We start from the raw sequence: 13,677 nt of genomic DNA, 5'->3' as shown, positions 1-13,677 counted from the left end.
GCCCTCGCGCGGCCGCTCCGAAGCCGAAGAAGCGCAAGACTCCGCCGACCGTGCTGAGTTTCGCCAAACCCGCCCGCCACCAGCATGTCGAGGCCGAGCAATCCGGTCCCAAGAAGTTGCCGTGGGGTGAGGGCGAACGCCTGCAGAAGGTGCTCGCCAAGGCCGGCGTGGCCTCGCGCCGCGCGGCCGAAGAGCTCATCGAACAGGGCCGCGTCGAGGTCGACGGCGCGGTGGTGCGCGAACAGGGCCTGCGCATCGATCCCGATACGGCCGTGGTGCGGGTCGATGGTGTTCGCGTCGTGGTTCGCGACGAACAGGTCTACCTGGCGCTGAACAAGCCCAAGGGTTTCCAGTCGACGATGTCGGACGAACTGGGCCGCCCCTGCGTCGGCGATATCGTCGCCGAGCGGGTGATGGCCGGTCAGCGGCTGTTCCACGTCGGCCGCCTCGACGCTGATACCGAGGGCCTGCTGCTGCTCACCAACGACGGCGATCTCGCGCATCGGCTGATGCATCCGTCGTTCCAGGTGTCGAAGACCTATCTCGCGACGGTGCAGGGTGAAATGCAGCGCGGCGTCGGTAAGCAGTTGCGTGACGGCGTCGAACTCGAGGACGGCCCGGCGAAGGTCGACAAATTCCAGGTGCTCGAGGTCGCCGAGGGCAAATCGCTGGTCCGTGTGATCCTGCACGAGGGCCGCAAGCACATCGTGCGGCGGTTGCTGGCCGAGGTCGGGTACCCGGTGATCGCGCTGGTTCGCACGCATATCGGGCCGGTCGCGCTGGGCGATCAACGGTCGGGCACCCTGCGAGTGCTGGGCCGCGACGAAATCGGGAAGTTGTACGAGGCGGTGGAGTTGTGAGTGGTGTGGACATGCTGGACGATCGGATCCGAGGAGGCCGTGACGTGGTGGAATCCGGCATCGGCGACGACGGCATCCCTGGCGCGGAACTCGTCGTCGCCATGGACGGCCCGTCGGGCACCGGCAAGTCGAGTGTGTCGCGCCGTCTCGCGGCGCGGCTCGGCGCCCGCTATCTCGACACCGGTGCGATGTATCGCGTCGCGACACTGCGGGTGCTGCGCAGCGGTGTCGATCTGACCGATCCCGCCGAGATCGCGGCCGCGGTCAAGGATCTGCCGCTGACCATCGGCACCGATCCCGGCCACGAGCTGATCGAACTCGACGGCGAGGACGTCTCGGCCGAAATTCGCGGCGACGCGGTGACCAAGGCGGTCTCCGCCGTCTCGGCGGTCGCCGAGGTACGGACCCAACTCGTCGTCTTGCAGCGTGAGATCGCGGCCGCGGCCGGGCGGATCGTGGTCGAAGGCCGCGACATCGGCACGGTCGTGCTGCCCGATGCCGACGCCAAGATCTATCTGACCGCGTCGGCACAGGCCCGCGCGGCGCGGCGCAATCAGCAGAACATCGCCGAAGGCCGCGGCGACGATTACGACGCGGTGCTCGCCGATGTGCAGCGCCGCGACAATCTGGATTCCACCCGCGCGGTATCGCCGCTGCGCCCGGCCGCGGACGCGGTGCAGGTCGACACCAGCGAGCTGAGCATGGACCAGGTCATCGACGAGCTGTACCGGGTTGTGGCGCAGCAGATTACGGTGGGAGAGCGCAGATGAGCCCGAGTGTGACGCCGAGTTCGAATTCCGACACTCTCGCCGGCGACGGCATCTGGACCGACGAAACCGATTGGGAGATCGCCGATTTCGAGGGCGATGCGGACGCGCACGAGCATGTGCCGATGCCCACCGTGGCCGTCGTCGGCCGCCCGAACGTCGGCAAATCGACGCTGGTGAACCGGATCCTGGGCCGCCGCGAGGCGGTCGTCGAGGACATTCCGGGCGTCACCCGCGATCGGGTGTCCTACGAGGCGAGCTGGGCGGGGCGCCGCTTCCTGGTGCAGGACACCGGCGGCTGGGAACCCGACGCGAAGGGTCTGCAGCAGGCGGTGGCCCGGCAGGCCGAACTGGCGATGCAGACCGCCGATGCGATCCTGCTGGTCGTCGACGCTACCGTGGGTGCGACCGCGACCGACGAGGCGGCGGTGAAGGCGTTGCGGCGCTCCAAGACTCCGGTGATCCTGGTCGCGAACAAGGTCGACGGCGAGAAGGCCGAAGCCGATGCGGCCGTGCTGTGGTCGCTCGGGCTGGGAGAGCCGCGGATGGTGTCGGCGGCGCACGGTCGCGGTACCGGCGACCTGCTCGACGATGTGCTCGCGGTGCTGCCGGAAACTCCGCGCGAGGGTTCCGGGGGAGGGGGCCCGCGGCGAGTGGCCCTGGTCGGTAAGCCGAATGTCGGCAAGTCCAGTCTGCTGAACAAGCTGTCCGGTGACGAACGTTCCGTGGTGCACGATGTGGCCGGAACGACGGTCGACCCGGTCGACTCGCTGGTCGAATTGGGCGGCAAGACATGGCGTTTCGTCGATACCGCTGGCCTGCGCCGCAAGGTCGGCACGGCCGACGGAACCGAGTTCTATGCCTCGTTGCGCACCAAGGCCGCCATCGAGGCCGCCGAGGTCGCGATCATGCTGATCGACGCCTCCGAACCGATCACCGAACAGGATCTGCGTGTGATCGGCATGGTCGCCGATGCCGGCCGCGCACTCGTGCTCGCGTTCAACAAGTGGGATCTGGTCGACGAGGATCGCCGCTACCAGCTCGAGCGTGAGGTGGAGCGCGAACTGGTGCGGGTGCCCTGGGCTCAGCGAGTGAACATCTCCGCCCACACCGGCCGCGCGGTCCAAAAGCTGGTTCCGGCAATGGAAACCGCACTCGAATCCTGGGATCAGCGGATCCCCACGGGCCGGCTCAACACCTGGCTCAAGGAGGTCATCGCGGCGACGCCGCCGCCGATGCGGGGCGGGCGATTGCCGCGCGTGCTGTTCGCGACCCAGGCGACCACCCGGCCGCCGACGTTCGTGCTGTTCACCACCGCATTCCTGGAGGCGGGCTACCGCCGTTTCCTGGAGCGCCGCCTGCGCGAGGAATTCGGTTTCGACGGTTCCCCGGTGCGCATCTCGGTGCGGGTGCGCGAGAAGCGGGATCGCTCGAAAAAGTAGTGGAAGTGCCGGTGCGGGCGGATGTTTCGTCCGCACCGGACATCCCGCCGGCTTCCGGCCTTGCGGAGTTCTGCCAAAAATGTCTGTCGACAGACTTCATTGCCTCACGGACATATGCGCATTGAAACATGTTTGTGCGGCATGCCCCGGGCAGGCCCCACTTCGTCGCAGCAACGCCGACTTTTCACGAAAAGGCATCGACCGAGCCGGCCTGTGGCATCGCGGCCGCCCGCAAGGTACGGGGGAATTGCGTTGTGGGCGGGTCGGACTCGTTGTGGGCGAGTCGGCGCTGCCGATTACGCCGTTTCGGTCGCGGTGTGAACCGCATCACGCTACGGTGAATCCGCTTGGCCCACAATCGAAGAGGTTTGCCATGTGGAGCATCGCCGTACTGTCGGTCATCGCCGCCGCCCTCATCGCCGCCGGATTCTCCGCCGGGTTCCCGGACAAGTAGGCCGCGGGAGATCGTGGTTCGTTCCGGTCGCTGAGAATTTCACAATCAGCGACCGGGGCGGCCTGCCGGCGAATGGCTGCGCCCGAACGCGTGCGGAGACGCGGGCGATGCGGGTGCATGGGCGGCCGAGAATCCGATGCCGTGCGAGCGGTCGGATCTCCGCGCACTCGATCCGGTCGCGGCGGCGCTCGTCGTAGGCGCCGACCGCTCGATGCGGATCTGTCGCTGGTCGGAGCCTCTGTTTCGGCGGCCGAGCCGGGGCCGGTGGCGGCCACTGCGCGGCTTGCACGTGCAACGAGGGCTGGATGCACCGGTTGGCCGACGGTTTGTCGGGAGTTCGCCGCGGGCGTCGGTGGGCCGACGCCGGACGCCTTCGCCGCATGACCGCTCGGTATGTCTGTTATGCGAGACCGGTCGGTCGGAAATAAACATCACATTTCAGTAACGGCGCCGAATGGGTGGTCGATACGGGCGTGACACGCGCAGTGCGGCGGACCCCGGCGAGGCCGGGGGTCGGGGTGGCGGCACTGGGCACCGTCGCGGCCCGGCGGGGGTGGGGCCTCGGCGTTCGATCACGAAAGGTGCTGTTTACACATGCGAAGATTGCGTCGGCAGAGATCCGGGCGCTCCGGTACGACGCTCGGGCGGACCCTGCTCGCCTTGGCCCTGGCGCTGTTCGTGCCGCTGACCGCCGCGGTGTCGGGTCAGCTCCCGCGGGCCGCGGCCGCCTTCGACCCTTCCGGTTTCGACTTCTGGGTCGACTCGAGTATGGGGCCGATCAAATCGCGCGTCTTCCGCGCCGCCGACGGCAACACCGACCGCGTCGTCTACGCCCTCGACGGCATGCGCGCCCGCGAGGATCTCAACGGCTGGGAGATCGAAACCGATATCGCGCACCTGCTGACCTCGTGGAATATCAACGTGGTGATGCCGGTCGGCGGACAGTCCAGCTTCTACGCGGACTGGAACGCCCCGTCGAGCTTCCTCGGCGTCGCGCCGGGCTCGGGCTCCTCGTCCGGGTCGTCGTCGGGATCCGGTGCGCTGCAGGCCTTTTCGGCCGGGCCGGGTAAGTCCTACACCTACAAGTGGGAGACCTTCCTGACGCAGAATCTGCGCGGCGCGCTGCGGGACCGGCTGGGTTTCCGTGCCGACCGCAACGGCGTCTTCGGATTGTCGATGGGGGGCAGCGCCGCGCTGACCCTGGCCGCCTACCATCCCGATCAGTTCAGCTTCGCCGGATCCTTCTCCGGCTACCTCAACATCTCGGCGCCGGGTATGCGCGAGGCGATCCGCATGGCGATGCTCGACGCGGGCGGTTACAACGTCGATTCGATGGCTCCGCCGTGGGGCCCGCAGTGGCTGCGGATGGACCCGTTCGTGTTCGCGCCCAGGCTGATTCAGAACCACACGCGGCTGTGGATCTCGGCAGGCAGCGGACTGCCCACCGCCACCGACGGGCCGAATATGGGCACCGTCAACGGCATGGGACTGGAGGCGCTGGCGCAGGTGAACACCCGGGCATTCCAGGTGCGGATGGCGTCACTGGGCGCGCAGAACATCGCCTACGACTTCCCGGCCGCGGGCATCCACGCCTGGAACAACTGGCGTGACGAGGTGTATCGGATGGCTCCGGACTTGTCGGCCAACATCGGCTGATACGGATTCGCCGACGCTTTCCGCTGTGCGGATCGTCGGCGGTCCGCGGACCGCCACCCGGCGGCGTGTCGCTCACAAGACACGCCGCCGGGGCGTCTTCGTCGGCTAGACCTCCCGGAATCGCGCGCAGTGGCAGAGCCGTATCCGCAGTCCGCGGCGGTGCGCTCGCCGTAGGGTCGGATGCGGAACCGGGTGGCGATGTCGGGAGGCGAAGTCTCATGGCGGAAGCGCAGCAGTGGTCGTGGTCGAAGATACTGGGCCCCGAGGGCCCGCCGGCGGTGATCTGTATCCGGTTGGCGGTGGGACTGGTGTTCCTCAGTGAGGGGATTCAGAAGTTCGTCTACCCGCACGCGCTGGGACCGGGTCGATTCGACAAGATAGGGATACCGGCGGCGACGTTCTTCGCCGACCTCGACGGCGTCGTCGAAATCGTGTGCGGCGCCTTGGTCGTGCTCGGTCTGCTGACCCGACTGGCCGCGGTGCCGCTGCTCATCGACATCGTGCTGGCGATCGCGCTGACCAAAGTGCGCGAGCTGCGCCCGGGCGGATTCGGTGGAGTGCAGGGCTTCTGGGGAATGGCTCACGACGCGCGCACCGATTTCGCGATGCTGCTCGGATTGATCTTCCTGCTGTGGGTGGGGCCCGGCCGCTGGTCGCTGGATGCGCTGATCGCACGGCCCGCCGGTCCGTCACCGGCGGGGCGCGGGTCTGCTGGTGGGCGGGTCAATCCACCATGACGGCGACGTCCTCGGGCTGGGACGCACGAGTGGTCGTGGCGGTCATGAGCAATCCGCAGACGGTGAGGCCGGCGGCGACGAGATAGAGGGGGCGGGGGCCTGCGGGCGAGTCGGCGATCAGTCCACCGACGAGTCCCGCGGCGGCCGCGGCGAGTTGGTAGCCGGAGGCGTTGACGGCCATGGCCAGGGTGGGTGCCGCGGCGGCGGTTGTCATCACGCGCGCCTGCATTCCGGGGATGACGGCGAAGCCGAGCAGACCGATCGCGACGACCGCGACCACGGTGAGCGCGGTGACGGTCGCGACGAACCACGCGCCCACGAAGGTCGCGGCCAGCAGCCCGAGCAGCGCGGGTTGAGCGAACCGTGGGTTGCGGTCGTAGAGCGTGCCGCCGACGAGATTGCCGATCGTCGCGCCGACGCCGTAGGCGAGCAGCAGCAGTGGCAGGCGGCCGGCGGGATGCCCACCCAGGTTCGTGAGCAGCGGGGCGAGGTAGCTGAACACCATCAGCGCGCCGACGTTGCCGACCGCGGTGATCGCCAGCGCCACCAGCACCGGCCCCCGCCGCAGGACCCGCAACTCCGCGACGGCCGAGGTCCGCTGCGCGCCGGCCGCGGAGGGGAACGCCCGGGCGACCGAGACGAGGCCGACCAGGCAGGCGACCGCGATCGTGGCGAAGGTCGCCCGCCAACCCCACTGGCTGCCGATCCGGGTGCCGATCGGAGCTCCGAGGATCATCGCCAGGTTCATGCCGAATGCCAAGCGGGCCACCATGGTTCCCGCCCGCTCCGGGGCCGCGGACCGTACCGCGATCACGACGGCCTGGGCGAAGAACGTCGAGGTCACCAGTGCGGTGAGCAACCGGGCCGCCAACAGCAGCCGGAAGTCGGGCGCGAGGGCGGAGACGGCATTGCCGACGCCGGCGACGGCCAGCAGGGCCACCATCAGGCGTTTCCGATCGAGTCCGGCCGTCACGGCGGTGAGCAGCGGCCCGCCGATGATCATGCCGACGGCGTACGCGGTGACCAGCAGACCGGCGGCGCCGACGCTGACCCCGAGGTCGCCGGCGACCTCGGGCAGGATTCCGGCGACGACGAATTCGCCGGTGGTGACGCTGAATACGCAGAATATGAGGATGAGGAGTCTGAGCATGCTGGGACGCTAAACTCTCACGTCCACGTGAGAGTCAAGCCCGAACAGCGAACGGAGCGCCAGGTGAAGATCGGAGAGTTGGCCGAGCGAACCGGGGTGAGTGTGCGCGCACTGCGGTACTACGAGGAACGAGGTGTGCTGAAGCCGGAGCGAACCGCCGCGGGATATCGCGTCTTCGGCTACTCCGACGTCCGCACGGTGGCGCATATCCGCACCCTGCTCGCGGCCGGGCTGCATATGGACCTCATCGGTGAGATCCTGTCCTGCCTGTCGGGTGATTCCCTGCTGTTGGACGGCTGCCGCGAACGACTGGAAGTGGAGCGTCGCCGCATCACCGGTGATATCGACCGACTCGTCCACACCCGATCGTTGCTGGACGATCTGCTCGCGACCACCTAGCGCACCTCGATCGCCCACTCCGTGTTGTTTAGGCTGGCTACCGGCTATTTTGGTGAGTCGGCCAGGTCGGCCGGAGGGGAGTGAATCGCTCTCGGACTCAGGGATTTCCGGAGACGAGCGAAACTCCGAAGATCTGGCTCAGCCGCTCTCCCTCGACCAGGAGAAGGAACAAGCCGTAGTACACATCGAGCATCAGAGCATTGTGCCCTGCCGCGGTGTCGCGCGACATGGAGATGCGCGAGTTCGGTCCCACTGAGCGGGTTCGGTGATATTCGGACCACCTGGAATGTGACACGGTTCACGCCATCTTGTTCACCTGTCACTCCGGAGGGCATATGTCCACCTCCCTCGAAGCGACGACACCGTCGGAGCCGGTCGATACCACCGGCCGCCTCGACGGCGCGTCCAAACTGCGCATTTTCACCGTGCTCGCGGTGATTGTGCTGTTCACCGAGGTCGCCCCGATGCAATTCGTCATGGTGTCGGCGGCATTGCGCCAGATCGCGCCGACCTTTCCCGACCAGGGCGCGAATATCAACTGGGCGATCATCATCTTCGGCGTCATCGGCGCCGCGGCCTCGCCGCTGATCGGCAAGATGAGCGATATCTGGGGCAAGAAGCGGATGTTCCTGCTCTGCGGGGTGCTGTTTCTGATTGGCTGCGCGCTGTGCGCGATCACCAGCAACTGGATGATCTTCCTGGTCGGGCGAGGTCTGCAGGCCACCGCGATCGCGACCGCGGTGATCTCCTACGGTCTGATCCGCGACCTCATGCCCCGCAAGTACGTGCCGATCGGGCTGGGTGTGGCCTCCACCGGCCTGGGTGTTTCGGCCGTGGCCGGACCGCTGATCGGCGGCTACATCGTCGACCACCACAGTTGGCGGGCGATCTTCTGGTTCCTGTTCGTCTTCACCCTGATCATGCTGCCGCTGGTCGCGCTGATCGTGCCGGAGTCGCGGCTGCGCACGCCGCAGCGACTGGATGTGATCGGCGCGGTGCTGCTGGCCACGGGTGCGGTGCTGACGCTGATCTACCTCGACAAGGGGCAGGATTGGGGCTGGGCGAAGCCGTCGACTCTCGCCTGGCTGGTCGTCGGACTCGTGCTGCTCGCCGCCTTCCCGATCGTGGAAATGCGTGTGCGGCAACCGATCATGGATATGAAGCTGCTGTTCCACCCGCGAGTGAGCGTGGTGTTGTTCGTCTCGCTGCTGGCGTCGTTCACGATCGGATACCAGGGCTACGCGGTGGGGTACATGACCCAGTCGCCGCCCGCCGCGGATGTCACCGCCGGTGTCGTGCAGGGCACGCTCGCCGAGATCCACGCCCAGACCGGGCAGATGCTGCCGGCGCAGGCCGTGCAGGTGAGCCTGAATCCGGGCTACACCTACGGCGACAATCTGACGCTGCTCGGATTCGCGGTGCACGTGGCCTTGGCGCAGGCGGTGCTCGGCATGATCGCCGGACTGGTCGCCGGGTTCTGGATCCGCCGCTCCGGTGCGCGGCTGCCGCTGATGTCGGCGCTGGTGGTGATGGTGCTCAGCGGGCTGGCCTATGCGGTGCTCGACCACGGCTGGAGTGTGATCGCCCTGATCAGCGCCGTGTACGGCCTCGCCTTCGGTCTGTACTACGCCTCGACGCCGAACCTCATCGTGGAGGGCGTCCCGGCCGAACAGCAGGGCATCAGCGCGGGCATGCTCGGGGTGATGCAGTCGATGGGCGCCGCGATCGGCATCGCGGTGGCGACCGCGTTCCTCAACGCCAATCCGGTGCGCGCCGATATCTCGGTGGCGGGAAAGCATGTGGCCACCAAGGATATTCCGCTGTTGTTCGCCGACCGCGGATATGAGCTCGGCTTCTACTTCGTGGCCGTGGCCGCCGCTGTCGCGCTCGTCGGTGTGGTGTTCATGAAGCACGGCCGCAGCGCGGCCACCGGTGGTACGGCGTTCTGATTCCGGGACACCACGCGGGCGGTGCGGTGGCCGATGCGGGCCACCGCACCGCCCGCGTGCGTGGAACAGTCAGAGGCCGTGCGGTTTCGGCGGCGTGCCGGGCAGCTCGAGCGGCGGCGACCCCGGGGCTTCGAGTTCGCGTTCGAGCAGATCCGCGATCACGTCGGCATGCACCGGGTGGTGGAAGTACCAGCCCTGGGCGGTATCGCACTGCAGTCCGAGCAGCCGGTCGGCCTGATGCCGGGTCTCCACACATTCCGCGGTCACGCTCAGGCCCAGATCGTGGCTGAGATCGATGATCGTCTCCAGGATCAGCAGATCGCTGCGGCCGACCGTGCCGGCATTGCGGATGCGATGGATGAACGGCCCCGCCAATTTCACCACGTGCAGCGGAAGCTGGCCCAGATAGGCCAGATTGGAATACCCGGTGCCGAAATCGTCGATGGCGATGCGGATTCCGGATTCGGCGAGGGTGTGCAGCGCCTGCAGCGGCCGCCCGATGGCGTGCATGAAGGTGCGTTCGGTGAGCTCCAATTGCAGCCGGTCCGGCGGGATTCCGGTGTCGGCGACGATCTTCTGCACCCGTTCGAGCCAGGCCGGATCGGCGACCTCCTCCGCCGAGACGTTCACACTCACCACCGGCGCCTTGTCGCCGAAGCGGTCGCACCAGCGCCGGCCTTCCCGGCACGCCTGCTCCAGCACCACCGTGCCGAGCGCGATGATGTGGCCGCCGCCCTCGGCGAGGTCGATGAACCGGGCCGGACTCAGAATTCCCAGCTGCGGGTGGTGCCAGCGCACCAGGGCCTCCACCGCGACCGGCCGGTGGTCGCCGAGATCCACGATCGGCTGGTAGTCGAGGAAGAATTCGCCGCGGGCCAGCGCGCCCGGAAGATCGGCGAGTAGTTCGGCGCGGGTGTGCTCGCGGCGGCGCCGGCTGGGGTCGAAGACCGCGTAGCGGCCGCGGCCGTCGGTCTTGGCCCAGTACATGGTGGAATCGGCTGCCTGCAGCAGTTCTTCCGTGGTGGTTTCGGCGGCCTGTTCGGAGATGACGCCGATACTCACCCCGATCCGCAAACGGTGCCCGTCGATGTCGAACGGCACGGTGAACGCGTCGAGCACCGTGCGGGCCAGATCGATCAGTTCGCGCCGGCGGCGGGTGCGGGGCACCAGAATGACGAATTCGTCGCCGCCCATCCGGGCCACGAGATTGTTCTCCCCGACCGCGCACGCGCACAGCCGCGCCGCCGCGCGGGTGAGCAGTTCGTCGCCGATGGAGTGGCCGAAGGTGTCGTTGACGGCCTTGAAATGGTCGAGGTCGACGTAGCACAGGCCGACTCGCGCGTCCGGATCGGCGAAGGCCTCGGTGAGCGCGTCGAAGAACCGGGACCGGTTGGCCAGGCCGGTGAGCGGATCGTGATGGGCCCGGTAGCTCAGGCGCTCGCGCAACTCGCGCTGTTCGGAGATGTCTTCGACCAGCACCAGCGTGTACTGCGGTCGGCCGTGGTCGTCACGGATCAGCGATACGTTGATATTGGTCCACACGGTGTGCCCGTCGCGATGGCGATACGCCTTCTCCATCTGCGCGTGATCGTGGTCCCCGCGTAGCACGCCCGCGTACAGCTCCCACATGCCCGGCGGATCGTCGGGATGGGTGAGGTCGGTGACCTCGAGTTCGTACATCTGTTCCGGTTCGTAGCCGAGCATGGCGGCGAACGCGTTGTTGACCTCGATGATCCGGCCGGTCATATCCGACAGACCCGTGCCGATCCCGGCCTGGGAGAACACGGCCCGCAATCGGGCCTCACTGGCGCGCAACTGTTCCTCCACCACACTGCGCGCCGCGATATCGGCGGTGCGCACACTTTCCTGTTCGCTGAGCAGCCAGGCCCGGAAGGCGCGCACGTAACCGCCGGCGAAGGCGCCGATCAATTCCGCGGCCCGGCCGGAGGCGATGTCGAGTTCGGCGAAGTAGGTGGCCAGCACCGTCATGGTGCGGCCGAGGACCTCGTCGCCGACGAAATGAGCGCGGGCCAGATCGCCGCCCAGTTCGGCGACCCGCGCGGTACCGCCGGAGTCGGCGGCGTCGATCAACCCCCGGGCGAGGGTGACCAGCAACTGGCGGGCCTCGGAAACGCTCATGGGTACGACGTGATCGCGGACCCCGCCGCCGAGCGCCGCTGCCCATCGGTGCGCCAGGTCGGCGTGCGGACCGTCGTGTTCGGACCCATCCCACGCCATGTCGATGATGGTAGCCGGGGCGTGGACTTCGTGTGAACCGCGGGAGTTTCGCACACCTGTCGAATACGATTGCGTGGCTTCGCCTTCCGGCGGGGTTGGATTCCAGAGAGGTTGCGATGACCAGACCTAGTTGGGCGCCGGAAGGTATCGACCTGGATCGGCCCAGCGCATCGCGGGTGTACGACTATTTCGTCGGCGGGATGCACAATTTCGAGATCGATCGCACACTGGCCCGCCAGATCGAATCGTTCACCCCGAATGTCGCCGAAACCATGCGCGCCAACCGAGATCTGTTGCGCCGCTGCGTGCGTCATCTGGTCGACGCGGGTATCACACAATTCCTGGATCTGGGCTCGGGCATTCCGACCGTCGGCAATGTGCACGAGGTGGCGCAGGCGCGCAATCCGCAGGCCCGTGTCGTCTACGTCGATATCGACCCGGTGGCGGTGGCGCACAGCCGGGCGATCCTGGACGGCAACCCGCATGCGACGGTCGTGCAGGCCGATGTCGCCGAGCCGGACACGATTCTGAACGATCCGCTGGTGCGGGAGGTGCTGGACTTCGACCGGCCGATCGCCGTATTGCTGTTGGGCGTCCTGCATTTCGTCCCGGACGAGGCAGATCCGGCCGGATGTGTGGCACGGCTGCAGCAAGCCGTCGCCCCGGGCAGCTATCTCGCGATCACCCATGCCACCGCCGACGGGCAGCCGGTCGAAGTGCTGGAGGCGCAGAAGCTCTCGGGACGAACCTCGACCGAAATCGTGCTGCGCGACAAGGACCATATCGCGGGATTCTTCCACGACTGGCCGCTGCTGGAACCCGGACTGGTGCATCTGCCGCTGTGGCGGCCCGACAATCCGGCGGACGTGGGGGACCATCCCGAATTCTCCGGTGCCTATGGCGGTTTGGCGTTGCTGAACTGAGCGCGACTGTAGGGTGTGGACGCCCGTTAGAATATGGAAGGAATGCGGTGCGTACACCTTTGCTGATGGTTGTGTTCGGTCTGGCGCTGACGGCCGGTGGCGCGAATGCGGTTGCCGGGGCCGACCCGATTCCCGCTGTGCCCGGTGCCGTGCAGGCGGTATCGGAGCCGATCATCGTCGGTACCGACGGCGACGGCGGAACCACGACCCTCGACGTCGGACAGGAACTGGCGGTGGCCCTGCCCGACAACCCGACGACCGGATACGTCTGGCAGATCGGCGAAGTCGACCGCGGAGTGCTCGCTCAGGAGGGTGACCCGGTGTTCCGGCCGGGCAGCTCGATGCCGGGTGCGCCCGGTACCAGTGTGTGGACCTTCACCGCCGCCCGCGCCGGCAGCACCCGCCTGAGCCTGGTGTCGGTGCGGCCGTGGGATCAGGCCAACCCGGGCCAGCGGTTCTCGATGACCGTCACCGTGCGGTAGTACGTTCGATATCGAAACGGCCCGGCGCCGTGCTTGGGTTCTAGGAGTCGTTGCGACACCCCAGTTCAAGGGGTGCAATGGAGTTCGAGGTTCGACCTGACCGGGGCAAGTCGCGAGGATGTCGTCCGCTGACTGGTGAGCGCGTCGAATACTTGCGTCTCATGGAGCAGGGGCTGGGCAACAAGGAAGCCTGCCGGATTGTCGGGATCAACGAGAAGACCGGCAGGCGATGGCGCAACGGCCGCAACGCGTGTGGCCGGAACAGGGCGGCGCTACCGATTCGTTCGGTGGCGCCGCCGTCGGTTCCTGGGAGATATCTCAACGAAGCCGACCGAATCCACATCGCCGACCGGCTGCGTGAGGGCGGTTCGATCCGTGTGATCGCGGCCGAGCTGGGGCGTCACCCCTCAACAATCAGTCGCGAGGTCCGCCGTCCCGACACAGCCGCGACGACCTCGCTGCCGTCGCCACCGAACTCAACGGCCGCCCACGCAAAACGCTCGGCTGGCAAACCCCAGCCGAGCGTTTGCGTAAACTACTCGCGGCCTGACAACCCACCACGTGTTGCAACGACCCCAAGAATCCGCCGGAAGGGACGGGCCGTTCGCATGCCGGAACCG

Annotated in this window: 11 protein-coding genes and 2 pseudogenes; 11 read left to right on the top strand and 2 right to left on the bottom strand. The window is 67.5% G+C overall.

What is annotated here, in order from left to right; all coding sequences use genetic code 11:
- The first annotated feature begins 50 nt into the window (after positions 1 to 50).
- The 5 genes from ACPCUW_RS22125 to ACPCUW_RS22105 all read left to right on the top strand — a co-directional run bounded on the left by ACPCUW_RS22125 (position 51) and on the right by ACPCUW_RS22105 (position 5,916).
- Entirely contained in the window at positions 51 to 860 is an 810-nt protein-coding gene (locus tag ACPCUW_RS22125; RefSeq protein WP_308248289.1) for a pseudouridine synthase, read from the top strand.
- Positions 861 to 961: 101 nt separating this feature from the next.
- Positions 962 to 1,630 (top strand): (d)CMP kinase, encoded by a 669-nt coding sequence (cmk, locus tag ACPCUW_RS22120; RefSeq protein WP_423426849.1) that lies wholly within the window; start codon positions 962 to 964, stop codon positions 1,628 to 1,630.
- Positions 1,627 to 3,069, top strand: coding sequence for a ribosome biogenesis GTPase Der (gene der / locus ACPCUW_RS22115; protein WP_064906996.1), 1,443 nt, complete (start codon positions 1,627 to 1,629; stop codon positions 3,067 to 3,069). The genes cmk and der overlap by 4 nt, the downstream gene beginning before the upstream one ends.
- Positions 3,070 to 4,117: 1,048 nt before the next feature.
- A complete protein-coding gene (locus ACPCUW_RS22110) occupies positions 4,118 to 5,179 on the top strand; it encodes an alpha/beta hydrolase (protein ID WP_423426817.1) in 1,062 nt (353 codons plus the stop codon).
- Between the two features lie 218 nt (positions 5,180 to 5,397).
- On the top strand, positions 5,398 to 5,916 hold the full coding sequence (locus ACPCUW_RS22105; RefSeq protein ID WP_423426815.1) for a DoxX family protein: 519 nt from the start codon (positions 5,398 to 5,400) through the stop codon (positions 5,914 to 5,916).
- Here ACPCUW_RS22105 and ACPCUW_RS22100 read toward each other — a convergent pair.
- Positions 5,903 to 7,066, bottom strand: coding sequence for an MFS transporter (locus ACPCUW_RS22100; RefSeq protein WP_423426813.1), 1,164 nt, complete (start codon positions 7,064 to 7,066; stop codon positions 5,903 to 5,905). The two genes, ACPCUW_RS22105 and ACPCUW_RS22100, sit on opposite strands and share 14 nt — an antisense overlap.
- 63 nt (positions 7,067 to 7,129) lie before the next feature.
- Here ACPCUW_RS22100 and ACPCUW_RS22095 point away from each other — a divergent pair, with 63 nt between their 5' ends.
- Both ACPCUW_RS22095 and ACPCUW_RS22090 read left to right on the top strand, forming a co-directional pair.
- Positions 7,130 to 7,465, top strand: a complete 336-nt coding sequence (locus ACPCUW_RS22095; RefSeq protein ID WP_423426811.1) for a MerR family transcriptional regulator — start codon at positions 7,130 to 7,132, stop codon at positions 7,463 to 7,465.
- A gap of 335 nt (positions 7,466 to 7,800) precedes the next feature.
- Positions 7,801 to 9,414 (top strand): MFS transporter, encoded by a 1,614-nt coding sequence (locus ACPCUW_RS22090; protein ID WP_063018170.1) that lies wholly within the window; start codon positions 7,801 to 7,803, stop codon positions 9,412 to 9,414.
- 69 nt (positions 9,415 to 9,483) lie between these two features.
- Here ACPCUW_RS22090 and ACPCUW_RS22085 read toward each other — a convergent pair whose 3' ends face one another.
- The gene (locus tag ACPCUW_RS22085) at positions 9,484 to 11,652 is read right to left on the bottom strand and encodes a putative bifunctional diguanylate cyclase/phosphodiesterase (RefSeq protein ID WP_063018168.1); all 2,169 of its coding nucleotides are present in this window, start codon (positions 11,650 to 11,652) and stop codon (positions 9,484 to 9,486) included.
- A gap of 116 nt (positions 11,653 to 11,768) precedes the next feature.
- Between ACPCUW_RS22085 and ACPCUW_RS22080 the strand changes: the two genes are divergently transcribed.
- The 4 genes and pseudogenes from ACPCUW_RS22080 to ACPCUW_RS22065 form a co-directional block, all read left to right on the top strand.
- A complete protein-coding gene (locus tag ACPCUW_RS22080) occupies positions 11,769 to 12,575 on the top strand; it encodes an SAM-dependent methyltransferase (protein ID WP_423426809.1) in 807 nt (268 codons plus the stop codon).
- Between the two features lie 47 nt (positions 12,576 to 12,622).
- Positions 12,623 to 13,057, top strand: coding sequence for a protease inhibitor I42 family protein (locus tag ACPCUW_RS22075; RefSeq protein WP_146098785.1), 435 nt, complete (start codon positions 12,623 to 12,625; stop codon positions 13,055 to 13,057).
- A 77-nt stretch (positions 13,058 to 13,134) separates the two neighbouring features.
- A pseudogene (locus ACPCUW_RS22070) lies at positions 13,135 to 13,437 on the top strand (IS30 family transposase); the annotation flags it as partial.
- Between the two features lie 59 nt (positions 13,438 to 13,496).
- A pseudogene (locus ACPCUW_RS22065) lies at positions 13,497 to 13,607 on the top strand (IS30 family transposase); the annotation flags it as partial.
- Positions 13,608 to 13,677 lie beyond the last annotated feature (70 nt).

It is taken from the genome of Nocardia sp. AB354 (assembly GCF_049538315.1).
In the GTDB taxonomy this organism is placed as follows: domain Bacteria; phylum Actinomycetota; class Actinomycetes; order Mycobacteriales; family Mycobacteriaceae; genus Nocardia; species Nocardia nova.
Note: the sequence above shows the minus strand (reverse complement) of the source record. Positions and strands in the feature narration are given on the sequence as shown.

Coding starts and splice junctions, on each gene's coding strand:
- cmk (WP_423426849.1), top strand. CDS start 962: ATGGACGGCCCGTCGGGCACCGGCAAGTCGAGTGTGTCGCGCCGTCTC.
- der (WP_064906996.1), top strand. CDS start 1,627: ATGAGCCCGAGTGTGACGCCGAGTTCGAATTCCGACACTCTCGCCGGC.
- ACPCUW_RS22110 (WP_423426817.1), top strand. CDS start 4,118: ATGCGAAGATTGCGTCGGCAGAGATCCGGGCGCTCCGGTACGACGCTC.
- ACPCUW_RS22105 (WP_423426815.1), top strand. CDS start 5,398: ATGGCGGAAGCGCAGCAGTGGTCGTGGTCGAAGATACTGGGCCCCGAG.
- ACPCUW_RS22100 (WP_423426813.1), bottom strand. CDS start 7,066: ATGCTCAGACTCCTCATCCTCATATTCTGCGTATTCAGCGTCACCACC.
- ACPCUW_RS22090 (WP_063018170.1), top strand. CDS start 7,801: ATGTCCACCTCCCTCGAAGCGACGACACCGTCGGAGCCGGTCGATACC.
- ACPCUW_RS22085 (WP_063018168.1), bottom strand. CDS start 11,652: ATGGCGTGGGATGGGTCCGAACACGACGGTCCGCACGCCGACCTGGCG.
- ACPCUW_RS22080 (WP_423426809.1), top strand. CDS start 11,769: ATGACCAGACCTAGTTGGGCGCCGGAAGGTATCGACCTGGATCGGCCC.